The sequence below is a fragment of the Streptomyces sp. NPDC000941 genome (genome assembly GCF_053599555.1).
On sequence record NZ_JBSFMM010000002.1, the window covers coordinates 151,932 to 174,746 of the forward strand.

At 69.6% G+C, this 22,815-nt stretch carries 21 protein-coding genes; 10 read left to right on the top strand and 11 right to left on the bottom strand.

Features of this window, described 5'->3' with window-relative positions:
• Positions 1-73: 73 nt before the first annotated feature.
• The 4 genes from fumC to ACWDSL_RS01495 form a co-directional block, all read right to left on the bottom strand.
• The gene (gene fumC / locus ACWDSL_RS01480; RefSeq protein WP_450480522.1) at positions 74-1,588 is read right to left on the bottom strand and encodes a class II fumarate hydratase; all 1,515 of its coding nucleotides are present in this window, start codon (positions 1,586-1,588) and stop codon (positions 74-76) included.
• The gene (locus ACWDSL_RS01485) at positions 1,588-3,258 is read right to left on the bottom strand and encodes an NAD-dependent malic enzyme (RefSeq protein WP_450480524.1); all 1,671 of its coding nucleotides are present in this window, start codon (positions 3,256-3,258) and stop codon (positions 1,588-1,590) included. Before ACWDSL_RS01485 ends, fumC begins: the two co-directional genes overlap by 1 nt.
• A 98-nt stretch (positions 3,259-3,356) precedes the next feature.
• The gene (locus ACWDSL_RS01490; protein WP_450480526.1) at positions 3,357-4,373 is read right to left on the bottom strand and encodes an alpha/beta fold hydrolase; all 1,017 of its coding nucleotides are present in this window, start codon (positions 4,371-4,373) and stop codon (positions 3,357-3,359) included.
• 151 nt (positions 4,374-4,524) lie between these two features.
• Complete coding sequence (locus tag ACWDSL_RS01495; protein ID WP_450480528.1) at positions 4,525-6,972, bottom strand: GcvT family protein; 2,448 nt, start codon at positions 6,970-6,972, stop codon at positions 4,525-4,527.
• A gap of 165 nt (positions 6,973-7,137) precedes the next feature.
• Between ACWDSL_RS01495 and ACWDSL_RS01500 the strand changes: the two genes are divergently transcribed.
• The gene (locus tag ACWDSL_RS01500; RefSeq protein ID WP_450480530.1) at positions 7,138-7,884 is read left to right on the top strand and encodes an IclR family transcriptional regulator; all 747 of its coding nucleotides are present in this window, start codon (positions 7,138-7,140) and stop codon (positions 7,882-7,884) included.
• Between the two features lie 79 nt (positions 7,885-7,963).
• Here the strand turns inward: ACWDSL_RS01500 and ACWDSL_RS01505 are convergent, their stop codons facing one another.
• From ACWDSL_RS01505 to ACWDSL_RS01515, 3 genes are read right to left on the bottom strand one after another with little or no spacing between them, the layout of a single operon-like run.
• Positions 7,964-9,085, bottom strand: coding sequence for an aromatic ring-hydroxylating oxygenase subunit alpha (locus ACWDSL_RS01505; protein ID WP_450480532.1), 1,122 nt, complete (start codon positions 9,083-9,085; stop codon positions 7,964-7,966).
• A gap of 56 nt (positions 9,086-9,141) precedes the next feature.
• Positions 9,142-10,323 (bottom strand): NAD(P)/FAD-dependent oxidoreductase, encoded by a 1,182-nt coding sequence (locus ACWDSL_RS01510; RefSeq protein WP_450480534.1) that lies wholly within the window; start codon positions 10,321-10,323, stop codon positions 9,142-9,144.
• Positions 10,320-10,682: a bifunctional 3-phenylpropionate/cinnamic acid dioxygenase ferredoxin subunit gene (locus ACWDSL_RS01515; RefSeq protein ID WP_450480536.1), complete on the bottom strand. Its 363-nt coding sequence runs from the start codon at positions 10,680-10,682 to the stop codon at positions 10,320-10,322. Before ACWDSL_RS01515 ends, ACWDSL_RS01510 begins: the two co-directional genes overlap by 4 nt.
• A 144-nt stretch (positions 10,683-10,826) precedes the next feature.
• Here ACWDSL_RS01515 and ACWDSL_RS01520 point away from each other — a divergent pair, with 144 nt between their 5' ends.
• From ACWDSL_RS01520 to ACWDSL_RS01535, 4 genes are all read left to right on the top strand, one after another.
• On the top strand, positions 10,827-11,282 hold the full coding sequence (locus tag ACWDSL_RS01520) for a MarR family winged helix-turn-helix transcriptional regulator (RefSeq protein ID WP_450480538.1): 456 nt from the start codon (positions 10,827-10,829) through the stop codon (positions 11,280-11,282).
• Positions 11,279-12,148 (top strand): ABC transporter ATP-binding protein, encoded by an 870-nt coding sequence (locus ACWDSL_RS01525; protein ID WP_450480540.1) that lies wholly within the window; start codon positions 11,279-11,281, stop codon positions 12,146-12,148. The genes ACWDSL_RS01520 and ACWDSL_RS01525 overlap by 4 nt, the downstream gene beginning before the upstream one ends.
• Positions 12,108-12,977 (top strand): ABC transporter permease, encoded by an 870-nt coding sequence (locus ACWDSL_RS01530; protein ID WP_450480542.1) that lies wholly within the window; start codon positions 12,108-12,110, stop codon positions 12,975-12,977. The genes ACWDSL_RS01525 and ACWDSL_RS01530 overlap by 41 nt, the downstream gene beginning before the upstream one ends.
• A 169-nt stretch (positions 12,978-13,146) precedes the next feature.
• A complete protein-coding gene (locus tag ACWDSL_RS01535) occupies positions 13,147-14,514 on the top strand; it encodes a serine/threonine-protein kinase (protein WP_450480544.1) in 1,368 nt (455 codons plus the stop codon).
• A 100-nt stretch (positions 14,515-14,614) separates the two neighbouring features.
• Here ACWDSL_RS01535 and ACWDSL_RS01540 read toward each other — a convergent pair whose 3' ends face one another.
• A complete protein-coding gene (locus ACWDSL_RS01540; RefSeq protein WP_450480546.1) occupies positions 14,615-15,067 on the bottom strand; it encodes a PaaI family thioesterase in 453 nt (150 codons plus the stop codon).
• A gap of 197 nt (positions 15,068-15,264) precedes the next feature.
• A complete protein-coding gene (locus ACWDSL_RS01545) occupies positions 15,265-16,326 on the bottom strand; it encodes a LacI family DNA-binding transcriptional regulator (protein ID WP_450480574.1) in 1,062 nt (353 codons plus the stop codon).
• A 123-nt stretch (positions 16,327-16,449) separates the two neighbouring features.
• Between ACWDSL_RS01545 and ACWDSL_RS01550 the strand changes: the two genes are divergently transcribed.
• The 4 genes from ACWDSL_RS01550 to ACWDSL_RS01565 all read left to right on the top strand — a co-directional run bounded on the left by ACWDSL_RS01550 (position 16,450) and on the right by ACWDSL_RS01565 (position 19,423).
• On the top strand, positions 16,450-18,195 hold the full coding sequence (locus ACWDSL_RS01550; RefSeq protein WP_450480548.1) for a cellulase family glycosylhydrolase: 1,746 nt from the start codon (positions 16,450-16,452) through the stop codon (positions 18,193-18,195).
• 134 nt (positions 18,196-18,329) lie between these two features.
• Positions 18,330-18,656 (top strand): plasmid stabilization protein, encoded by a 327-nt coding sequence (locus ACWDSL_RS01555; RefSeq protein ID WP_450480550.1) that lies wholly within the window; start codon positions 18,330-18,332, stop codon positions 18,654-18,656.
• Between the two features lie 69 nt (positions 18,657-18,725).
• Positions 18,726-18,884, top strand: coding sequence for a hypothetical protein (locus tag ACWDSL_RS01560; protein ID WP_450480552.1), 159 nt, complete (start codon positions 18,726-18,728; stop codon positions 18,882-18,884).
• 23 nt (positions 18,885-18,907) lie between these two features.
• Positions 18,908-19,423, top strand: coding sequence for a DUF6328 family protein (locus ACWDSL_RS01565; RefSeq protein ID WP_450480554.1), 516 nt, complete (start codon positions 18,908-18,910; stop codon positions 19,421-19,423).
• A gap of 76 nt (positions 19,424-19,499) precedes the next feature.
• Here ACWDSL_RS01565 and ACWDSL_RS01570 read toward each other — a convergent pair whose 3' ends face one another.
• Complete coding sequence (locus tag ACWDSL_RS01570) at positions 19,500-20,798, bottom strand: SGNH/GDSL hydrolase family protein (RefSeq protein ID WP_450480576.1); 1,299 nt, start codon at positions 20,796-20,798, stop codon at positions 19,500-19,502.
• Positions 20,799-21,111: 313 nt separating this feature from the next.
• On the opposite strand from ACWDSL_RS01570, the gene ACWDSL_RS01575 reads away from it, so the two are divergent.
• Complete coding sequence (locus tag ACWDSL_RS01575) at positions 21,112-22,116, top strand: zinc-binding dehydrogenase (protein WP_450480556.1); 1,005 nt, start codon at positions 21,112-21,114, stop codon at positions 22,114-22,116.
• Between the two features lie 44 nt (positions 22,117-22,160).
• Here the strand turns inward: ACWDSL_RS01575 and ACWDSL_RS01580 are convergent, their stop codons facing one another.
• Positions 22,161-22,760, bottom strand: coding sequence for an SDR family NAD(P)-dependent oxidoreductase (locus ACWDSL_RS01580; RefSeq protein WP_450480578.1), 600 nt, complete (start codon positions 22,758-22,760; stop codon positions 22,161-22,163).
• Positions 22,761-22,815 lie beyond the last annotated feature (55 nt).

Genomic DNA, 22,815 nt, shown 5'->3' on the forward strand with positions numbered 1-22,815 from the left:
ACTCATCGATGGGAACGGCGAGTCGCCCGGGGGCCACCGCGATGGACCGCGATGCCACCTCGTACCCATTCTGCTACGCCGACCGGGATTTCTCCTGGCCGACCATGGCGGTGGGCCTGACGATGTGGTCGAAGTCCTCCGCGCTGATATAGCCGGACGCCAGTGCGGCCTCGCGCAACGTGGTGCCCTCGTCGTCGGCCTTGTGGGCGATCGCCGAGGCCCTGTCGTAGCCGATCACCGGGGAGAGCGCGGTGACCAGCATGAGCGACCGGTTGACATAGCTGTCGATCTGGTCCCGGTTGAGCTCGACGTCCTCGATGCAGTACTCCCGCATCTTGGTGCAGGCGTCGGCCAGGATGGTGGCGGAGTGCAGAAAGTTGTTGATGATGACCGGACGCATGGCGTTGAGTTCGAAGTTGCCCTGTGAGCCGGCGAAGGCGATGGCGGTGTCCTCGGACAGCGCCTGGATGCAGACCATGACCATCGCCTCGCACTGGGTCGGATTGACCTTGCCCGGCATGATCGAGGAGCCGGGCTCATTCGCCGGGAGGTGCAGTTCGGCCAGGCCGCACCGGGGTCCTGAGGCCAGCCAGCGGATATCGTTGGCGATCTTCATCAACGGCACGGCCAGCGCGCTCAGCCCGGCGGAGGCGCCGACCATGGCGTCCAGACCGCCCTGAGCCGCGAACTTGTTCGCGGCGGTGGTGAACGGGAAACCGGTCGCGGAGGCGATCTCGGTGGCCACCTGCTCGCCGAATCCGGGCGGGGCGTTGAGCCCGGTGCCGACCGCCGTGCCGCCCATGGCCAGCTCGTACAGTCCCTCGGCGGATCCGGCGACCCTCTCGATCGCCTGCTTGAGCTGATAGGCGTAGCCGGACCACTCCTGTCCCACGGTGAGCGGGACCGCGTCCTCCAGATGGGTGCGGCCGATCTTCACCACGTCCTGCCACTGCCGTGCCTTGGCCTCGATGGCGTGGTGCAGCGCCCGCACACTGGGCAGCAGATGTTCGTGGACCTCCTTGACCGCGGCGATGTGCATGGCGGTGGGGAAAGTGTCGTTGGAGGACTGCCCCATGTTGACGTGGTCATTGGGGTGGATGGGGGACTTGCTGCCCAGCTCCCCGCCGACCAGCTGAATGGCGCGGTTGGAGATCACCTCGTTGGTGTTCATATTCGACTGGGTCCCGGAGCCCGTCTGCCACACATACAGCGGGAAGTGCTCGTCCAGCTTGCCCCCGATGACCTCGTCGGCCACCCGCTGGATCAGCTCGCTCTGCCAGGCCGGGAGGCGTCCGGTGCGCCCGTTGACGATGGCGGCGGCCTTCTTGACGTGGCCGTACGCGCGGTAGACCGCCGTCGGCATCCGGTCGTCGCCGATGGAGAAGTGGATCAAGGACCGTTGGGTCTGCGCTCCCCAGTAGCGATCGGCGGGCACGTCGATGGCGCCCATCGAGTCGGTCTCCCGCCGGGTGCCGGTCGCGGCCAGGCCGACGGGGACATCGAGGATCTTCGGGGCCCCGCCGTCCCTGGCCTTCTCGGCCTTCTCGGCTTTCTCAGTCTGACCGACGCCGGAGCGGCGCGCGGTCATCACGTCGCTCCGGCGGTGTACGCGGGCTGCCACATGGCCTCCCGGACGGCGTCCGCGACATCGGCCGGCTTGCAGGTGGCCACTCCCCCGTCGAGCGCGGCCTTGACCACGGCGGTCGCGGTGATCGCCGAGGACTCGCGGAGGTTTTCGACGGGCGGCAGCAGAGAGGCGCCCGGCCCGCTCGTATCGACCTGGTCCGCGACCGCCTGGGCCGCCGCGAGCAGCATGCCCGCGGTCACCTGGGAGGCTCCGGAGACGATCGTGCCCAGGCCAAGACCCGGGTACAGCAGGGCGTTGTTCGCCTGCCCGATCCGGTAGGTCACACCGCCGTACTCCACGGGCGCGACGGGGATACCGGTGGCGACCAGCGCCTTTCCCCTGGACCAGGCGATGACATCGGCGGGCATGGCCTCGATCCGTGAGGTGGGATTGGACAGCGGGAAGACGATCGGCCGCTCCGTGCCCTCGGACATGGCCTGGACGACCTCGCGGGTGAACGCTCCGTGCACGGTGGAAGTGCCCAGCAGGATGGTGGGTTTGACCCGGCGCACGGTTTCCAGCAGCGAGATCGCGCCGCCGTCCCTCGCCCAGTCCGCGACCTCGGCGGGATCGCGTGCGTAGGGCTGCTGGAAGTCACGTAGATCGGCCATGCCCCGGGTGAGCAGCCCCTGCTTGTCGATCAGCCACACCTGTGCGGTGGCCTGCCCCCGATCCGCGCCGTCGCGGACCATCGCGTCGCGCAGCTGATCGGCGATGCCCACCCCCGCGGTGCCGGCCCCGAAGACGACCAGCCTCTGGTCCCGCATCCGCACACCGCTCACCTTGACGGCCGACAGCGCGGCGGCGAGCGTGATCGCGCCCGTCCCCTGCATATCGTCGTTGAAGATCCGGTAGCGCCGGCCGTACTGCTCCAGGATCCGTCGCGCGTTGCTGGGGCCGAAGTCCTCGAAGTGCAGCAAGGCGTGGGGGAACAAGGACGACGCGGTCTCCAGGTATTTCTCCATGAACGCGTCGTAGTCGGCGCCGCGGACGCGGGGGTGCCGGTTGCCCAGATACAGCGGGTCGTCCAGCAGTGACTTCCGGTCCGTACCCACGTCCAGCGATACGGGCACGACTCGGCGCGGATCCACACCGGCAGCCGCCGTGTACACCGCCAGCTTACCGACCGCGATCTGGATACCTCCGACGCCCCAGTCGCCGATGCCCAGGATCTGCTCCGCGTCGGAGCACACGATCAGATCGACGTCCTCGGGCCCGAGCTCAAGCGTGGCGAAGGCCCGCTCCATGTCCTCCGGTCGATCAATGGACAAGAAGATGCCCCGAGGGCGGCGGTATTCGTTGGAGTACTTCTCGATCGCCTCGCCCACGGTGGGGTCGTAGACGATGGGCAGCAGTTCTGCCAGATGATCGGAGAGAACCTTGAAGTACAGGGTCTCGTTGCGGTCGTGCAACTGCTCCAGATAAACATTCTTGGCCAGGTCGTCGCCCTGCGCATTCATCTGCTGATAGGCGCGCTGAGCCTGCTGGTCGAGGGTGAGGACCCCGGACGGCAGCCGTCCGGTGAGGCCGAGGGCGTCCCGCTCCTCCTGAGTGAAGGCGACGCCGTGGTTACGTGGCGGATCGGCCAGAGCGGCGGGGGTGGCCGGGGTCCGCCGGCGGGTCTCGGTCATGGGATTCTCCTCTGTGCGTATCCCGTCCCACGTCCGACGCCTGTGCGGGCAACCACAGCAGGACTTTCAGGCTAACCACCAGCCGACCGGCCGGCGACTCAGAATCCGTCGACCTCGACGACCGCCGCCGCGAACGCTCGCGGAGCCTCCTGGGGAACGTTGTGTCCCACCTTGAGGGTCCGGTGCGCGTATTTACCCACGAACTTCTTGCGATAGGCCGATCCGTGTCCCGGGGGCGTGAAGGGATCGTACGCTCCGTCAATGGTGATCGTCGGCACCTTGATCACCGGGGCCGCGGCGAGACGTTTTTCGATGGCGGCATACCGGGGCTCGCCCTTGGCCAGACCGAGCCGCCAGCGGTAATTGTCGATCACGATGCTCACGTAATCGGGGTTGTCGAATGCCGCTGCGGTGCGGTCGAAGGTCGCGTCACTGAATTTCCAGGTCGGGGAGTTGAATTTCCACACCAGCTTCGCCAAATCGTGGCGGTACTTCCTGAGACCCCGCACGCCTCTTTCCGTGGCGAAATAATACTGGTACCACCATGCCCATTCGCTCTTGGGCGGCGTCGGGAACTTGTTGGCTTCGACATTGACGATCAGATAGCCGGTGACGGAGATCAGCGCCTTGCAGCGCTCCGGCCAGAGCGCCGCGATGATGTCGGCCGTCCGCGACCCCCAGTCGTAGCCGGCGAGGATGGCCCGATCGATCTCGAGGGCGTCCATCAGGGCGATGATGTCGAGAGCGAATGCCGATTGCTGGGCGTCCCTGGGCGTTTTGCCGGAAAGGAAACGCGTGGTGCCATGGCCGCGCAGATAGGGGACGACCACCCGGTATCCCTTGGCCGCGAGCAGGGGCGTGACCTCGACATAGCTGTGAATGTCATAGGGCCAGCCGTGCAGCAGTACGACCGGCGGTCCGCTCGCGGGTCCGGCTTCGACGTACCCCACATTCAGGTCCCCGGCCTTGATCTGCTTCACCGGGCCAAAAGAGGTGTCGATCCCGGACCGCGCAAGCGTATCGCCGGTCATGGCGAATTGGGCCGCCACAGCGGTCGCGGCAGCGGCACCAAGGAAGTGGCGACGGCTGTGTGAGATTCCCTCGGGTATGTCCATCGGCGAGTCTCCTCCCTGTCACCCAACAGTCGCCGGAGTGACGGCGCAACACGGGCGGGGCAAACACTGCTCCGCCCGAGTGATTTCGCGCCCGGACACATGGCCGTCGAGGATGGTCGCCGTCGAGGAGGGTCACGGGCCCGTCTCCTTCTCAGCCGCGCAGGCGCCGCATGCCCGGGTCGAACAGGGGCTCCTCGGCGACGGCCGCGGGGACGCGCTGGTCGAAGTAGCCGACGGTCAGGGAACGTCCCGTGGTGGCCAGGTCGGCGGGCAGCCACGCGTACGCGATCCCCTTGCCGATCGTGTAGCCGTACGCGGCGCTGGTGACATAGCCGACCGGGCGGTCCCCGTCGTAGACGGGCTCCTTGCCCATGACCACTGCGCGCGGGTCGTCGATGGTGAGGCAGGCCAGCCGGCGCCGGACGTCGGCCGCCCGCCGCTCCAGCGCGGCGCGGCCGATGAAGTCGCCCTTGTCCATCTTGACGGCGAAGCCGACGCCGGCCTCGTAGGGATCGTGCTCGTAGGTCATATCGGTGCCGAAGGAGCGGTAGCCCTTCTCCAGGCGGAGGCTGTTGAACGCGCCCCGCCCGGCCGCGATCCCGCCGTGCGGCCGGGCCGCCTCCCACAGGGTGTCCCAGAGCTTCAGGCCCATATCGGCGGTGGTGTAGAGCTCCCAGCCGAGTTCCCCGACGTAGGACAGCCGCATCGCGGTGACGGGGACGGAGCCGATATGGGCCTTCCGGGCGCGGAAGTAGCGCAGCCCCGCGTTGGAGAAGTCCCTGTCGGCCAGCGGCTGAAGCACCTCGCGGGCCTTCGGGCCCCATAGGCCGATGCAGCAGGTGCCGCCGGTGATGTCGCGGACGGCGACGGATCCGTCCTCGGGCAGGTGGCGGGTGAGCCAGTCCAGGTCCAGGTTGCCGTTGGCGCCGACCTGGAAGTGGTCGCGGCCCAGCCGGGCGACGGTGATGTCGCTGCGGATGCCGCCGTCGTGGTCGAGCATCAGGGTGTACGTGACCGAGCCGACGGACTTGTCGACGTTGGCGGTGGTCATCCGCTGGAGGAAACCGGCGGCCCCGCGGCCGGTGACCTCGAGCCGCTTGAGCGCCGTCATGTCGTACAGGGCGACGGATTCGCGGGTGGCCTGGGCCTCGGCGCCGACGACGGGCGACCAGTAGCGGGCGGCCCAGTCGTTCGGCGTGGGGATGTCCCGCCCCTTCAGCAGGGCCTCGTTCGTGGCGTACCACTGGGGCCGCTCCCAGCCGGAGGCCTCCAGGAAGTAGCCGCCGAGTTCTTGCTGGCGGGGGTGGAACGGGCTGGTGCGCAGGGGCCGGGGCGCGCCGGCGGGCTGTAGGGGGTGCAGGATGTCGTAGACCTCGACGAAGTTCTGGCAGTCGCGCGCGAGTACGTACTCGGGGGCGAGCTGATGCGCCTCGAAGCGGTTGACATCGCATTCGTGCAGGTCGAAGGACGAACAGTGGCCGTCGACCAACCATTCGGCCACCGCGCGGCCGACGCCGGCGGAGTGGGTGACCCATACGGCCTCGGCGACCCAGAAGCCCTTGACGTCGGGCGACTCACCGAGCAGCGGAAGCCCGTCGGTGGTGAAGGAGAAGAGGCCGTTGATGCCCTCCTCGATCTTGGCGTCCTTGGTGGCGGGCAGGAGGGCCTGGGTCTCGCTCCAGGCGTCGGCGAAGTCGTCCTTGGTGAAGCGGAGCACAGACGGCATCCGCTCGGCGGAGTCGGCGGAGTCGACGGAGGCGATGTCGTCGGGCGACACCGGCATCGGGCGGTGGCCGTAGTAGCCGATGCCGAGCCGGTCGAAGCGGTCGCGGTAGTAGAGGTCGGCGTCCTGGTGGCGGAGGATCGGGCGGACGGCTTCCGCCGCTTGTCCGGCGAGGGCGGGAACGGGGCCGGTCCAGGCGAGTTGGTGGGCCAGTGGTGTCAGCGGAAGGTTCATCCCGACCATACGGGCGACTTTGGGGCCCCAGATACCGGCGCAGCAGACGACGATGTCCGCGGGGATCTCGCCATGGTCGGTGACCACGGCGCTGACGCGGCCGTCCTCCTCGCGGATGTCGAGGACTTCATGGCGGCCGAGGGTCCGCACGCCACGCTCCCGGGCGGCCTTCAACTGCGCCTCGACCGCGAGGACGGCCTTGGCCAGGCCGTCCGTGGGGATGAGCAGCCCACCGAGCACACGCTCGCGGGCGACCAGCGGATGCAGCTCGACGCACTCGTCCGAACCGATCAGCCGGGCCTCGACGCCCCAGGAGGTCACCCAGCCGTGTCGGCGGTGCAACTCCGCCAGACGCTCGGGGGTGGTGGCGATTTCGAGGCCGCCGACCTGGAGGAAGCAGGGATGCCCGGCAACCTCGAGGGAGCAGAACTTCTCCACGGTGTAGCGGGCCAGTTCGGTCATGGTCTTCGAGGGATTGGTCTGGAACACCAGGCCCGGGGCGTGGGACGTGGATCCGCCGGTGGCGGGCAGCGGGCCCTGGTCCACGATCGTGATGTCCGTCCAGCCCCGGGCGGAGAGTTCGTCGGCCAGGGCGGCCCCTACGACGCCGGCTCCGATGATGACCACGCGCGGTCCCGCCATCGCATAACCTCCGGTTGCTGTTTATGCAACGTGCATCGCATTATGCAACTCACCGTGCAGGGCCCCCTGGTTGCTGTCAAGGGGGGCGCGCAGCACAGCGCATATAGTTGCGCTATGAGCAACCACGCGGCAGCTAACGAAACAGCAGGCCCCGCAACAACGGGGGTGCAGTCCGTCGACCGCGCCGTGAGCGTCTTGGAGATCCTGGCCCAGCGTGGCGAGGCGGGTGTCAGTGAAGTCGCAGCCGAGATTGACGTGCACAAGTCGACCGCGTTCCGCCTGCTCGGCGCGCTGGAGTCACGCGGTCTGGTGGAGCAGGCCACCGAGCGCGGCAAATACCGCCTGGGCTTTGGCATCGTGCGCCTGGCCGGCGCGGTCACCGGCCGTATCGATGTCACCCAGCAGAGCCGCCCCGTCTGCGAACGGCTCGCCGGGGAGATCGGCGAGACCGTCAACATCGGTGTGCTCCAGGAGCACTACGCGGTCAACCTCTACCAGGTGCGCGGCCCCGGTGCGGTCGGCGCACACAACTGGGTCGGGCAGCTCACCCCGCCGCACGCCACCTCCAGCGGCAAGATCCTGCTGGCGCACCTGCCCGCGAAGAACCGCGCCCACCTGCTGGGGGAGTTCGGCATGAAGAAGCTGACCCCGCACACCATCACCGCCAAGACGAAGCTGGAGAAGAACCTCGCCGAGGCGCGGGAGCGCGGATACGCGGTGACGTTCGAAGAGCTCGAGGTCGGGCTGCACGCCATGGCGGCCCCGATCCGGTCGCGGGACGGCGAGGTCGTCGCCGCGATCAGCGCGTCGGGGCCGGCGTACCGCTTCACGGAGGAGCGGATGCGCGAGGTCGCGCCGGCACTCGTCGGGGGTGCGGAGGAGATCAGCCACCGGCTGGGCTACCTGGGCTGAGCGTCCCGCGTCCCGCCCCGGTGGGGCGCCCTTGCCGGCCGGCCCGCGGTCGGCGAGTTCGCCCACCGGGTGGCTTGTGTCAGGCACCCAGCTTGTTCTGCAGCCAGGTGTGGAATTCGCCGATGTGGTGTTCGCTGGGCACCAGCACGCCGCCCTTGGCGTAGGCCCGTGAGCTCATCGCGGGCTGGGTGCGCTCGCAGGCGTCGAAGTCCTGCTGGTTGACCCGGTGGAACAGCTCGACCGAACGGTCCACGTCCTGACCGCTCTCCACCACATGCGGCAGATAGAGCCAGTCGCACTCCACGACCGTGCGGTCGGGCGACATCGGATACATCCGGTGGAAGATCACATGGTCCGGCACCAGATTGATGAAGACCTGCGGTCTGACAGTGATCGCGTAGTAGCGCCGGTCCTGGTCCTCTCCGACGCCGGGGATCCGGTCGAGCCCCGCACCGCCGTCGACGGTGAACCCCTGGACATCCTCGCCGAACTCCGCGCCGTGACCGACGTAGTACTGGGCCGCGTACCCGTCGGCGAACTCCGGCAGCACCTCCGTCAGCTCCGGGTGGATGGTGGCGCAGTGGTAGCACTCCATGAAGTTCTCGATGATGAGCTTCCAGTTGGCCTTGACGTCATAGGTGTTCCGCCGGCCCACCTCGAGGTTCTCGATGTCGTAGTTGTCGATCGCCGCCACATCGCCCAGACGCTCGATCACCGTGCCGATCACGTCCTCTTCGAACGACGGGGGAGTGTCGGCCAGGGACACCCACACATAGCCCAGCCATTCCCGGATATGCACATTGACCAGGCCGTACTCCACCCGGTCGAGATCCGGCATCGACGTCAGGTTCGGGGCCGCGACGAGCTTTCCGTCCAGGCCGTAGGTCCAGGCGTGGTACGGACACTGGAAGGCCCGCTTGACCTCACCGGACTCCTCCAGGCACAGCTTGGCGCCCCGGTGGCGGCAGATGTTCAAGAACCCCTTGATCGAGCCGTCCCTCGAACGGGAGATCAACACGCTCTCCCGCCCGACCTGGTACGTACGGAACCGACCCGGCTTGGCCAGCTCGGCGGAGCGGGCCACACAGAACCACATGGCCTCGAAGACGCGCTCCTGCTCGAGCGCGAAGATCGCGGGATCGGTGTAGTGCTCCCCCGGCAACGTGCGGATCAAGCTGGGGGGCAGGCCGGTGGTGGTCACGGTGCTCCTTGAGGGTTACGTCCTGGAAGGGGCTGACACGTGGGGAGGCCTGTGCCTCAGAAGGATCCGGCCCACTGCGCCGCCTCCGTGGCCAGCCGGCGGCGCCAGCGCATGAACGGCTTGGCCCGGTTCACGCCGAGCACCGCGACCGGGCGGTGCGCGCGCCAGGAAACGGCCAGGAAGCTTCGGTCGTCGGCCGCGCCCTCCTCGATCGTCACCCGGTCCGCCTCGGCGGCGTATCCGGCGAACTGGAGGCGGACACCGTACTGGTCGGACCAGAAGTACGGGGGGCGGACGGGCTCGGGGGCGGCGGTGCCGCCGGAGAGCAGGGTGGTCACGGCGGCCGCCGCGCGCTCCAGTGCCCCGGTCCAGTGCTCGACCCGGCGGTATGCCCCTGCCGTGGGGTCGTACCAGGCCGCGCAGTCGCCGACCGCGACGATCCCCGGAACGTTCGTGCCACCGCCCGCGTCACACCGCACCCCGTCCGCCAGCGCCACGCCCGAGCTGTCGAGCCATTCGACACAGGGGCGGGCGCCCACTCCGACGACGACGGTGTCGGCCGCGAGGCGGCGGCCGTCATCGAGCAGCACCGCCTCCACCCGGTCCCGGCCACTGAGCTCCCGTACGCCCGTGCGGCACAGCAACCGGACGCCGTGTTCGGCGTGGAGGGTGGAGACGAGCCCGCTCATCCCGGGTCCGAGCGGACCGGCGAGCGGGGTCGGTGTGGCCGAGACCACGGTGACCTCAAGGCCCAGCGCACGGGCCGTCGAGGCGACCTCGGCGCCGATGAAACCACCGCCGACCACCACGAGGGTGCCACCGCGCGACAGGTCTTCGCGCAGCGCACGGGCGTCGTCGAGGGTGCGCAGCACATGGACACCGGCGAGGCCGTGTCCCGACGGCAGGGTGCGGGCCGCCGCTCCGGTGGCCACCACCACCCCGTCGGCGTGGACCGTGCCGCCGTCCGACAGCCGTATCGCGCGGTCGGACCGGTCAAGGCCGACGGCGCGTGCGCCGAGCATCCAGTGGGCGTCGAGGGCTTCGTCGTCTGTCTCGAGCGCGAGGGCGGCCTCCGGTATGTCTCCGGCCAGGAACTCCTTCGACAGCGGCGGCCTGTCGTAGGGGCGATGGGCCTCCTCGCCGAGGATGACGAGGCGTCCGTCGTAGCCCTGGCTGCGCAGTGCGCGGGCGGCCGACAGTCCGGCGAGCGACGCACCGACGATGGCCACCGTCCTCATGTCACCCCCTCGCCGGCCAGGCGGTGGGCGACGCAGGGCGGGAGGTTGGGCGCGTGCTGGGACAGCCGCACGTAGATCATGCCGCCCTCGACAACGACCTGGTGGGCGCGCACGGGGAGCTTGGCCGGCGGGGCGTCCACCCGGCCCGTGCGCAGATCGAACTTCGAGGCGTGCAGCGGGCATTCGACCTCGCACCCCTCCAGCCAGCCGTCGGACAGCGAGGCGTCCTGGTGGGTGCAGGTGTCGTCGATGGCATAGACCTCACCGTCATCGGTATGGAACACCGCTATGGGAGGGGTGTTCTCGAACCGGAAGGCCTCGCCTCGCGGCAGATCGGCGAGACGGCACACGGGAATCATCACGACCACCTCGATGCGTATAGTGAAACCAATTGCGCCACACGCAACGCCAGTTTGAAGTCGGCCATATCCCTTGTCAAGGAGCCGACATGGACACGAAACGCCGCTCGCCAGTTACCTCTCATTGAGAGGTAATGTGGAGGCATGGCCACAGAGGAGTTCCCCGACTCGTTCGCCGATGTGCTGGCCGGAGTCCAGCGGCTGATCCGGCGGCGGCTGCGGGCCGGAATGACGGAGCCGCGGCTGCGCGGCGCCCAGGTGGACCTGTTGCGGCTGGTCATGGCCAGTCCCCGGATCCGGGTGTCGGCCGCGGCCAAGGAGCTCTACCTCGCGGGCAACTCGGTCTCCACCCTGGTCAACCAGCTGGTGAAGGCCGGCTATCTGCACCGCGAGACCGACCCCGAGGACCGGCGCTCCGCGCTGCTGACGGCCACCCCCGCCGCCGAGGCCCGGCTGCGGGAGTGGCAGGTACGGCGTGGCGCGCTGGTCCGCGAGCAGGTGGCGCGGCTGTCCGAGAGCGACCGGGTGGCGCTGGCCGCCGCCGTTCCGGCGCTGCGCAAACTGGCCGAGAACCTTCATGAGGAGGTGGACGGGATATGACCGACGTCCGGGAAACCACCGCTCAGCCCGCGCTCGTCTGCGAGGGGCTGCGGTACGCGTTCGGGGAGACCAAGGCGGTCGACGGCCTGGAGCTGTCGGTCCGGCCGGGCGAGGTCTTCGGGCTGCTCGGCCCCAACGGAGCGGGCAAGACCACCGCGATCCGCTGCATCACCACCCTGCTGCCGGTCCCCGCGGGCATGGTGCGGGTGTTCGGGCACGACGCGGCGAAGGAGCGGATGGCGGTCCGCAGACTGCTGGGCTACGTACCGCAGCAGCTGTCCGCCGATGCGGGGCTCACCGGCCGGGAGAATGTGGAGCTGTTCGCCCGCGTCTTCGACGTCACCCGCCGGGAGCGGGCCGCCCGTGTGGCGCGGGCGCTGCAGGCGGTCGATCTCACCGCGGCGGCCGACCGGCTCGGCAAGACGTACTCCGGCGGCATGGTCCGCCGCCTCGAACTGGCCCAGGCACTGGTCAGCGCGCCCCGGCTGCTGATGCTGGACGAGCCGACGATCGGCCTCGACCCGATCGCCCGCACCAGCGTATGGGAGCACATCAACGCGGTACGGACGGCCACCGGGATGACCGTGCTGGTCACCACGCACTACATGGACGAGGCCGACCAGTACTGCGACCGGGTCGCGCTGATGCACCGCGGCCGGATCCACGCCCTCGGAACGCCGGAGGAGCTGCGCTCGGAGCTGGCCGACCGCCGCCGGGCGGAGGGGGAGGCCGATCCCGCGCCGACCCTGGAGGACGTCTTCCGGGACGTCGCCGGCCGCGGTCTCGATGAACAGGGACCCGATGAGCAGGGAGGAGACTTCCGCGATGTCCGAAGCACCCGTCGCACCGCGTCCCGGGTCGGCTGAGACCGTCGGGCTCGCGCCGGACGGCCGGCCCGATCCGCTGCTGACGCCGCCGCGCCCCCGCACCGGCTGGCGGATACTGCCCGCGCGGGTCGGCGCGATGTGCGTGGTCGAGCTGCAGAAGCTGCGGCACGACCGCACCGAGCTGTACACCCGGGCTGTCCAGCCCGCCCTGTGGCTGCTGATCTTCGGTGAGACCTTCACTCGGCTCAAGGCCATACCGACCGGCGGCACACCGTATATCGACTATCTCGCGCCCGGCATCATCGCCCAGTCCGCGATGTTCATCGCCATCTTCTACGGGGTCCAGATCATCTGGGAGCGGGACGCCGGGATCCTCACCAAACTGCTGGTCACCCCGACCCCGCGCGCCGCCCTGATCACCGGCAAGGCCTTCGCCGCGGGGGTGAAGGCGCTGATCCAGGCGGTCGTGGTGATCGTCATCGCGGCGCTGCTCGGGGTGGCGCTGACCTGGAATCCGCTGCGGCTGCTCGGGGTGGCCGTCGCGGTGATCCTGGGCTCGGCCTTCTTCTCCTGTCTGTCGATGACCATCGCGGGGATCGTGCTGACCCGCGACCGGCTGATGGGCATCGGGCAGGCCATCACCATGCCGCTGTTCTTCGGCTCCAACGCGCTGTATCCGGTGGCGCTCATGCCCGGCTGGCTCCAGGCCGTCAGCACCGCCAATCCGCTGAGCTACCAAGTCGACGCGTTGCGCGGACTGCTGCTCGGCACACCGCACCATCTCGCACTCGACTACCTCGTCCTGGTGCTGGCCGCGGCGGCCGGTATCGCGGCGGCCGCCTCGCTGCTGGGGCGGCTGGCGCGCTGACCGCGGGCCGGGAAAGTCGGCCCCCGCGTCGACAGGGCAAGAACCCACACGGTACTGATGGGATATGAGCTAAGGCAGCGACAGTGGTGGACGCGCGGGACGCGCGGGAATCGAGGGGTGGCTGATAGGCGGCCGTTACCGGATCGCCGAGCGTATCGGCTCCGGCGGTATGGGCACCGTATGGCGGGCGCATGATGAGCTCGTCGACCGTGAGGTCGCCGTCAAGCAGCCGAAGATCTCCGGCGACCCCGAGGATTCCGCCTTCCATCAGGCCGCCGAACGCCTCTACCGCGAGGCCCGCGCCGCCGCGCGCGTCGAGCATCCCGCCGCGGTCGCGATCCACGACGTGGTCGTCGAGGACGGGTTGCCCTGGATCGTCATGGAGTTGGTCCGCGGCGAGGCCCTGGACAAGGTGCTGCGGCGCGGGGCTCTGCCGCCCGCCGAGTCCGCGCGGATCGGACTCGCCGTCGTGGAGGCCCTGGCGGCCGCGCACTCCGTCGGTGTCATCCACCGCGATGTGAAACCCGCGAACGTCCTGCTCGGACAGAACGGCCGCGTCGTGCTCACCGACTTCGGCATCGCGCACATCCGGGGTGAGGAATCCCTCACCGCCAGCGGGGAGTTCGTCGGATCGATCGAGTTCATCGCCCCGGAGCGGATGTCGGGCCGCGGCGCCGACGCGGCCGCGGACCTGTGGTCCCTGGGGGTGGTGCTGCACGCGGCCGTCGAGGGCGGGAACCCCTTCCGACGGGACACGCTCGAGTCCACGCTCGCCGCGATCCTGGCCGCCGAACCGCCCCGGCTCGAGCAGGCGGGGCCGCTCGGGCCCCTGATCCTCCGGCTCCTCGCCAAGGAGCCGGACCGGCGGCCCGACGCGTCGTCCGCCGCGGCCACGCTGCGGGCGGTGGCCGAGGGGCGGCCCTCACCGGACGGCCCCGAACCGCTGGTGGCGACCCAGCACGGCTGGCAGCTGGCGGAGTTCGGGGAGAGCACGGGGAAGGCGGAGCCGACGGGCGGGGCCGGCGCGCCGCCCGCCGCGGACGCATCCGCTCACGTCCACACCATCGGCCCCGCCGCCAAGCCCCCGCACGCCGCCAAGCGCCGATACACCACCGGACAGCTGCTCGCCTTCGCCCTGGTCGGCGTGATGGCCGCCGGGGGCGCCGTCTGGGCGGGGGCCACCGCGGGCGACGACGGAGCGAAGTCGGTGGCGGAGGAGACCACCGGGCCGAGCGCGAGCGGCAGCCCGTCGCCGCGCCCCGGCACCTGGACCGCCCACCGCGAGAAGCAGTTCGACGCGATCGTGTCGGTGCCCGCCGGCACCGTCGAGTACGACCGCTCGGACTCCGGCGCGGACCACCGGAACCCCTCCCAGTGGGTGGCCTACGGCGACAAGACCGTCCAGCTCCGGCTGACCAGCAAGGAGGCGGTGCCCACGACCATCAAGGAGTGGGCGTCGGAGGCCACCTTGTCCTGGGCGGACGACTGGACATGGGTCCGAGCCGCGCTCTTGGATCGATCTCTTAGATCGATCTAAAATTGCGATGCGATGGAGCATGCTGGTGTTTCCAGGGGGTGTCAAGAGTTTGTTCACGGCCTCTGCCGCCAGGTCACCCCGGACGGCGGAGACCGTGGGCTCAGCGCTCGGGCCCGTCCACTCGGATCAGTGTCTGCTGCCCATTGGCGACGAGATTCCGCCGGCCGTCCCGTACGCCGAACACCTCGAGACCGCATACGGTCAGGGTGCGTCCGGGCTTGAGGACGGTTCCGATCGCCTCGAGGTGGTCGCCGAGGGCGGGCGCGAGGAGGTTGATCTTGTACTCGACGGTGAGCACTTCGGTGTTCTCGGGGAAGAGCGTGTACGCCGCGTAACCGCCGGCGGTGTCCGCGATGGCGCTGGTGGCGCCGGCGTGGAAGTAGCCGTGCTGCTGGGTCACCTCGGGCCGGCTCGGGAGCACGATATGCACACGGCCCGGCCCGATATGGGTCAGCCGTGCACCGAGGTGGCTCATCAGCCCCTGCCGCCCGAAGCTGGCCCGGATGCGCTCCTCGGTCTCGGGGCTCGCCTGTTCGCGCTGCTGCTCTTCCACATGCTCTCCTTCGGCGGACGTCACCGTGACAATGCCAGGTCGACCACTGCCTCGGCATGTGCGAGGGCACGGCCTGCGGATGCTCACCGATCGGCTGCTGAATGCGGCGCATGGCCGAGCTGCGTCGCCGCATCGTCGACACGGCTCCCGCGCTCTTCTGGCCGGCTTCCGCCCCTTTCGCCCTTCCGCCCCGGCAACTATCGCTGCGGTGTTGCGAAACTTTCGCTCTTCGGCGGTGCGGTGCTGGCCCGGACGGTCAGGGTTGTCGCGATCTCCAGACGGGCCCGGGATGCCTCCTCGCCGCGGCCGAGGGTGAGTGCGAGCTCGGTCGCCGCCACGGCCATCTCGGTCAGCGGCTGGTGCATGGTGGTCAGGGGCGGGTCCACCCAGGAGACCACCGGCAGGTCGTCGAAACCGACCACGCTCAGGTCATCGGGGATGCGCAGGCCCGCTTCGCGCGCGGCCTGGTAGACACCGAGCGCCTGAAGGTCGTTGGCAGCGAAGATCGCGGTCGGACGGTCGGGGCGGGCCAGCAGGGTGCGCGCCGCGGCGCGGCCGCCCTCATGGGTGAGGTCGGAGTGCACGACGTATCCCGGAGCAGCTGACAGACCGGTTGCCCCCAGCGCGGATCGATAGCCGTCCAGCCGGGCGCAGCAGCACAGGACGTCCTGCGGTCCGCTGATCATCGCGATACGGCGATGCCCCAGCTCGGTCAGATGGCGGGTCGCGGCCCGGCCGCCGGACCAGTTGGTGGCGCCCACGAACGGGACGTCGTCCGGCAGTTCGGTGGTCGGGTCGAAGACGACGAACGGGATCCCCTTAGCCGTGAGCTGGTCGCGTTCGGCCTGGGAGAGCTGGGCCACGGACAGCACGCAGTTCGGGCGCCGGGAAACCGTGTCGTCCCAGTTCGGCGCGGGGCTGTCATGCAGGCCGAACTCCGAGACCATGACGCCGACGCGATGCCGGCGGGCCACCTTTTCGACGCCCCGTATGATCTCCACCGCCCACATGCTCTCCAGCTCACGGAAGACCAGCTCCAGCACATTGCTCCGGTTGGCGCCGGTGGGTTTGCGATATCCGTACCTGTTGACCAGCTCCTCGACCCGGGCGCGGGTGTCCGCGGAGACCCCCGACCTGCCGTTGATCACCTTCGATACGGTCGGGACCGACACCCCGGCCGATTCGGCGATGTACGCGATCGTGACTGGCCTGGACGCGTCACTTCGCGGGCGGTCCCCCAAGGTCGCTTTCCTTTCGATTATTTGTACGGACGTACCCGTGGCCTCCGAAACACATGCATGTTAAATTCTCCGCCGCGCACAGAGAAAGTTTCTTGCACCCCTTATCCGGATCTCGCTTGGCTTGACTGGAAGGTGCACGTGATGACGAAGAGACCGGCAAGGCTCCTTCTCGCCTATCGCGGGCCCTGGCCATCCGCCCTGAGACTGTGGGCACTTGCCCTGGTGTTAACCCTGCTCCCGATCGTGCCCGCCACCGCGCAGGCCGCCACCGCGAAGCCCTCCGCACCCCGTAGTTCCCCCGCTGCCCGCAGCGCGGTGGCGGCCATGCAGCCCGGCTGGAACATGGGCAACACCTACGACGCCATCCCTGACGAAACCTCCTGGGGCAACCCTCCCGTGACCCAGGCGCTGCTGAAGAAGGTCAAGTCGCAGGGGTTCAAGAGCATCCGCCTCCCTGTGACATGGAGTGGCCACCAGGGCGCGGCACCGGGCTACACGATCGATCCGGCCTGGCTGGCGAAGGTGCGGAAGGTCGTCGACTGGGCGCTGGCCGAAGACCTGTATGTGATGATCAATATGCACCATGACTCGTGGATGTGGGTCAACAAGCTCGGAACGGATCACGACGCCGTCCTCGCCCAGTACACCGCGACCTGGACCCAACTCGCCGCGGAGTTCCGCGATGCGCCGTCCAGGCTCGTATTCGAGAGCATCAACGAGCCGACCTTCAGCGGCACTTCCGGCGACGACCAGAACTACCGGCTGGTGGCCGAGCTGAACACGGTGTTCCATCGGATCGTCCGTGACTCCGGCGGCGGAAACGCCACCCGCCTGCTGGTCCTGCCCACCCTGTACACCAACGCCGACCAGGGCCGACTCGACGCGCTTGCCGCCGAGATCGCCGCCTTGCGCGACCCCATGGTGGCCGCCACCGTCCACTTCTACGGATGGTGGCCCTTCAGTGTGAACATCGCCGGCTACACCCGCTTCGACGCCACCTCCGAGAAGGACCTCACCGCGACCTTCGACCGGGCGTACGACACCTTCGTCGCGAAAGGCGTCCCCGTCATCATCGGCGAGTACGCCCTGCTCGCCTACGACCACACCCGCCCCGGCATCATCGAGCGCGGCGAGGTGCGCAAGTACTTCGAGTACCTGGGCCAGTACGCCCACCAGCGCCAGCTCACCACGATGCTGTGGGACGCCGGGCAGTTCCTGAACCGCAATGAGCTGCAATGGCGGGACCCGGAGCTGTTCGCCCAGATCAAGTCGAGCTGGACCACCCGCTCCGGAACGGCCTCCAGTGACACGGTGTTCCTCCCCAAGTCGGGCGCCATCACCGGCCAGACGCTCACCCTGAACCCGAACGGCACCGACTTCCAGGGGCTTCGGCAGGGCAACCGCGACCTGGTGAAGGGCGAGGACTACACCGTCTCCGGCGACCGGCTCACCCTGACGGCCGCCGCCCTCAGCCGGCTGGCCGGCGACCGGGCGTACGGGGTCAACGCCACGCTGGAGGCCAGATTCTCCCGGGGCGTGCCCTGGCGGATCGACGTGATCACCTACGACCCCCCGGTGCTGTCGAACGCCACCGGGAGCACGGGCTCCTATGCCATCCCCACCCAGTTCCGGGGCGACATGCTGGCGACGATGGAGGCCAGATACGACGACGGGAGCAACGCCGGCCCGGCCGACTGGACCCCGTATCAGCAGTGGGACGCCGCGTTCTCGGCGTACACCGGCGACTCCATCAAACTGACCCCCGACTTCTTCAACGCGGTCAAGGACGGCTCCCGGGTGACGCTGACCTTCGACTTCTGGAGCGGCGCCTCGGTGACCTATCACGTCACCAAGACGGGAACCTCGGTGACCGGCACCATCGGCTGACCCGGCAGCGCCGTCCGTCATATGGTTGAAGACGACGTTGGAAGCCGTGTCCGCCACCTGGGGGACCGGCGCCTGCCCACCGGCCGGCCCTGTTCCCCGAAGGCGGTACACACGCGGGACAGAGAGGTTGAGCGATGCCTGCAGGATCCAGCCGCAAACGGGAACGGCAGTACGAGCACATCAAGGAGAGCCAGGAAGAGCGGGGGACCCCCACCTCCCGGGCCAAGGAGATCGCCGCCCGTACCGTGAACAAGGAACGTGCCCGATCGGGCGAGGCCAAGACCGCGAGCAGGACCTCCGTGCGGGACCCGAAGTCCGCGCCCGAGCGAGGCGGGCAGCGGTCGCACAGCGGGGCCAAGGGCCCCACCCGTGACCAGCTGTACAACGAGGCCAAGCACCGCGGTATCGAGGGCCGCTCCCATATGACCAAGGAGCAGCTGGCGAAGGCGCTCGGCCGCTGACGGCTACGCGTACGCGCTGACCTGTTACGACGCAGCGGCGGCGGCTGTCCGCCGCTGCGCCAAGGGGCCATGAACGCAATGTGCGGACGCTTGGTGGTGGGGTACGCCCGGCGCGCCGTCGATGTGGCGGCGGACGCCATCGAGCGCCGCCGGCCGACACCGCTGCCCCAGGCGTTCGTCCACGCCCAGATGCTGGAAACGGCGGCCCGCCTCGGGGAACGGCGGTAGCGCATCGCGAAGGAGGCATGGTGATGCGTGACGACGACGAAGAGCCGAGGCCCGAGGACCGTGCGGCACCGTCCGGTCGCGAAGAGACTCGGGAAGAGCGGGCCGACCGCCGATGGGCCGAGTTGCTGCAGGAGGTGAGGGTGACGCAGACGGGCATGCAGATCCTGTTCGCCTTTCTGCTCACGGTCGCCTTCACCCCACGCTTCCAGAGCCTGGGCCACGCGGATCGGACCATCTACATCGTGACGGTCCTCCTGGGCGCGGCGGCCAACGGTGCGCTCATCGCACCGGTCTCCTTGCACCGGATCGTCACCGGGCGTCGGCTGAAGCCGGAGACGGTGCATATCGCGGCCCGCTTCACCGTGGCCGGGCTGGTGCTGCTGCTGTGCACGGTGGTGTCGGCGCTGCTGCTGATCCTGCGCGTCGTCGTGGCCGATGTCACCGCGCTCTGGCTGGCGGTCGCGGCCCTGGTGTGGTTCGTGGGCTGCTGGATCGCCCCCGCGGTCTGGCTCTTCCATCGCCACCGCAAGGATCACTGAACGGGCGCGAAGCCATCGGGGCGGGGCCGACGACGCGTCGGCCCCGCCCCCTTGCGATGGGGCGCCGATCGCCGGATCAGTTGTAGCCGAAGCCGGGCGGCAGCGGCCGGTTCACAAAGAGGTCCAGGGGGAAGGCATCGCCGAGCACGCGATAGCCCTCGGGGTTGAAGTGCAGATGGTCACCCACGTCGAGGTCCGGGCGGAGGCGCCGTGGATCGTCCGCGTCCCGGGCCGCCCTGTCCAGGTCCACGACCGCGTCGAAGCGGCCGCTCGTACGTATCCAGTCATTGACCCGCTGCCGTGTCGCCTCGCGGTGGCCCGCCGCGTCGTCGTAGTCGTGGTTGCCGCCGAACGGTGTGACGGTGGCCCCGTAGACGCGGATCCCCTGTGCGTGGGCGCGCATGATGATCTGGTCGTAGGCGGCGATGAGCCGGTCCGCGACGTCCTTCTGGGCGTCGGGGGTGGCAGGGGCGGTCCCGATGTCGTTGACGCCTTCGAAGACGATCAGAGAGGTGACGCCGGGCTGTACCAGGACATCACGGTCCACACGGGAGAGGCCGCCCGGACCCAACCCGTCCGTGAGCACCCGGTTCCCGCCGGCCGCCTGGTTGAGCACCGCGGTGTCGGCCGTTCTGCGGTCCTTACGCAGACGGGCCGTCAGCCGGTCCGTCCACCGGTCGTTCTGGTTGGTGGTGGAACCTCTCCCGTCGGTGAGCGAGTCGCCCAGCACGGCGGTGGCCCGGGTCCGCGCCGGCGACCATGTCTCCACACCGCTCAGGAAGTACCAGTGGTCGACCGAGGCGGCCCCCGCCAGGTCGGTGGCCTCGGCGTGGTCGCCGCGCAGCATGTACGAGGTGGTGCGCGAACCGGGGTGGGAGGTGATGGCGGTCGACTGCTGGCCCGTGGCCAGGTAGGCGGTCACGGTGAGGTTCGAGCCCGCCGCCAGCTTGAAGTCCAGCGGGTCGGACACCACCTGTGCGCCCGTCGGCACGGTTGTCGAGGCACGGCCGTGGAAGGTGACCGGCCGGGATGTGCCCGGTCGGATCGCGCTCACACCGGCCCTGCCGTCCACGGGAAGGGCCACGGAGATGCGGGTGATGGGCAGCGGCGCGCCGCCGAAGGCATTGGAGAAGCGGAGCCGCAGATGGCTGCCGCCCACCGACACATGCACGGTCTGCCGGAGTGTGCTGTCGGCAAAGACCGTGCCGTCCTGGGTGTACGGCGCGGGCGGCATGTTTCCCGGCTCGGTCAGCTGGGGCATGGCGGCCCAGGTGCCCACCCAGTGGGTGCCCGCGGGCGGCGCGCCCGCGCTTCCCCCGGCCGGTGCGGTGTGCGTCTCGCTCCGCTCGGCCCCCTGGGCGCCGGACACCAGCATCACGATGGGCAGAACGGCGGCGGGCACAGCCACCGCCAAGAGACCGAGTCTTCGCGTAATTCTTCGCACGGACCATCCTTTCCCGACCGGTGGCCACGACTCCCGACCGGTGGCTACGATCCCGACCGGTGGCCATGACGATGTGGACGCACCCCACCCTTCCCACCCGTGGCCTGAGGTACACGGTCCCCGGCCGCTCGGCCGCCTCGCCGCCCCGACCGCGGTATAAAATGGACATTTCGCCGGTCGGGTGCGCACGATTTCCTCTGCAGATCTGTGTCGGCTGAACTTCACCGCGTGCCGGAGGAGAACCGTGAACCGTCGTGTCGTCCACACCCGTGGCGGGTCGCCTGCCGAAGTCCTGACCGTCGTCGAGGAGCCGGAGCCGACAGCGCCCGAGCCAGGCCAAGTGCTCATCCGCACCACGGCCTTCCCGGTGCACCCCGGCGATCTCCAGGCCGTCGAGGCCTACCCGGGCAAGGCAGCAACGCCCGTTCCGGCCGGTGTGGAAGCCACCGGCGTGGTGGCGGCGATCGGCCCGGGAACACCGGTCGCGCCGGGCGTGGAGGTCGGCGGCCGGGTCACCGTCTTCCCACATCCGGGGGCATGGTCCCAGTGGATCGTGGCGGACACCGAGGTGGTCGTTGCCGTACCGGACGAACTGCCGGACGAGGTGGCCGCGCAACTGCTGGCGAACCCGCTGACCACGGTGATGCTGCGCCGTGCGGCACAGGAGCACCCGGCCTTCGGATACGACGGTGTTCTGGTGCAGACCGCCGCGGGCTCATCGGTCGGGCGGCTGGTGACGGGCGTGTCCCAGTTCCACCACTTCGGGCTCGTCAACGTCGTCCGCAGCGACCGCGGCGCCGCCGAGCTGCGCAGGCGGTTCCCGGACGTGCCCGTCGTCTCGACCGAGCGTCCGCGCTGGGCCGACGCGGTCCGCGAGGCGGCCGGTGGCCGGCCGGTGAGTGTGGCCCTCGACCCGATCGGCGGGAAGCTGGCCGAGAGCCTTCTGGACCTGCTGACGCCGGGCGGGAAGCTGGTCAGCTATGGGCTGATCGCCGAGGAGCCGATCCCACTGCACGCGTCGACGCTGCTGAACAAGTCGCTGACGCTGCAGGGCAAGAACATCGGCCGGTGGCTGTCGGAAGCCTCCGCCGAGCAGCGGGCATCGGACGTCGCCACCGCCCAGCAGATCGCGCTGGGGCTCAAGGACCAGTTCGTCGTGGCCGCCGAGTACGGCCTCGGCGAGCTGACCGACGCCGTCGAACACGCGGTACGGCCCGGCAAGGTCGGCACCGTCCTCGTCCGCCCCTGACAGCCACCGTACGAGGCTCCGGTGGCGATCGGCGGGGCGCGCGGTCAGACGGCGGTGCGGCCGCCGTCGACGGGCAGGACCGCGCCCTGGACGAAGCTCGCCCCGTCGTCGGCCAGGTACACGATCGCCGCCGCGACCTCCGCGGCCGACGCCGGCCGTCGGGCGGGTGCCTGGGCGGCCAGGGCCCGCAGGTTCTCCTCGGCCCGGGCGGTGGTCTCGGTCCGGGTGGGGCCGACCTGTACGGCGTTGACCCGCACGCCCCGTGGGCCGTACTCGGCCGCCCACGCCTTCGTCAGGAGGTTCAGCGCGGCCTTGCTCGACCCGTACAGCGCCATGCCCTCGAATCCGAGCTCGGCCGCCATGGTGCTCACGTTGACGATCGCTCCGTCGCCCCGGTCGGCCATCGGCGGGGCGAGCTCGGCCACCAGATAGAACGGGGCCTTGACGTTGAGCGCGTACACCGTGTCGAAAAGGCTTTCCTCCGTGTCCGCTGTCGGCCCGAAGGGGTAGATCCCCGCGTTGTTGACCAGGACGTCGACCCGGCCGCCGCCCCGTATCAGGGCGTCCCGCGCAAACCGCCGCACCGCCTGCGCGTCGCGCAGATCCGCGCCCACGAAGTCGGCTCTCCCGCCGCGCTCCCGGATAGCAGCAGTGGGTCGTCAGCACGGAGTTCGACCCGGTCGCGGACGTCGCGACCTC

Bases quoted from the DNA above. Each gene is read 5' to 3' on its own strand.
- ACWDSL_RS01515 (WP_450480536.1), bottom strand. From the start codon at position 10,682: ATGATTCCCGTGTGCCGTCTCGCCGATCTGCCGCGAGGCGAGGCCTTC.
- ACWDSL_RS01555 (WP_450480550.1), top strand. From the start codon at position 18,330: ATGCCTGCAGGATCCAGCCGCAAACGGGAACGGCAGTACGAGCACATC.
- fumC (WP_450480522.1), bottom strand. From the start codon at position 1,588: ATGACCGCGCGCCGCTCCGGCGTCGGTCAGACTGAGAAAGCCGAGAAG.
- ACWDSL_RS01530 (WP_450480542.1), top strand. From the start codon at position 12,108: ATGTCCGAAGCACCCGTCGCACCGCGTCCCGGGTCGGCTGAGACCGTC.
- ACWDSL_RS01520 (WP_450480538.1), top strand. From the start codon at position 10,827: ATGGCCACAGAGGAGTTCCCCGACTCGTTCGCCGATGTGCTGGCCGGA.
- ACWDSL_RS01560 (WP_450480552.1), top strand. From the start codon at position 18,726: ATGAACGCAATGTGCGGACGCTTGGTGGTGGGGTACGCCCGGCGCGCC.
- ACWDSL_RS01485 (WP_450480524.1), bottom strand. From the start codon at position 3,258: ATGACCGAGACCCGCCGGCGGACCCCGGCCACCCCCGCCGCTCTGGCC.
- ACWDSL_RS01490 (WP_450480526.1), bottom strand. From the start codon at position 4,373: ATGGACATACCCGAGGGAATCTCACACAGCCGTCGCCACTTCCTTGGT.
- ACWDSL_RS01565 (WP_450480554.1), top strand. From the start codon at position 18,908: ATGCGTGACGACGACGAAGAGCCGAGGCCCGAGGACCGTGCGGCACCG.
- ACWDSL_RS01495 (WP_450480528.1), bottom strand. From the start codon at position 6,972: ATGGCGGGACCGCGCGTGGTCATCATCGGAGCCGGCGTCGTAGGGGCC.
- ACWDSL_RS01535 (WP_450480544.1), top strand. From the start codon at position 13,147: ATGGGCACCGTATGGCGGGCGCATGATGAGCTCGTCGACCGTGAGGTC.
- ACWDSL_RS01550 (WP_450480548.1), top strand. From the start codon at position 16,450: ATGACGAAGAGACCGGCAAGGCTCCTTCTCGCCTATCGCGGGCCCTGG.
- ACWDSL_RS01525 (WP_450480540.1), top strand. From the start codon at position 11,279: ATGACCGACGTCCGGGAAACCACCGCTCAGCCCGCGCTCGTCTGCGAG.
- ACWDSL_RS01570 (WP_450480576.1), bottom strand. From the start codon at position 20,798: ATGCTGGTGTCCGGCGCCCAGGGGGCCGAGCGGAGCGAGACGCACACC.
- ACWDSL_RS01510 (WP_450480534.1), bottom strand. From the start codon at position 10,323: ATGAGGACGGTGGCCATCGTCGGTGCGTCGCTCGCCGGACTGTCGGCC.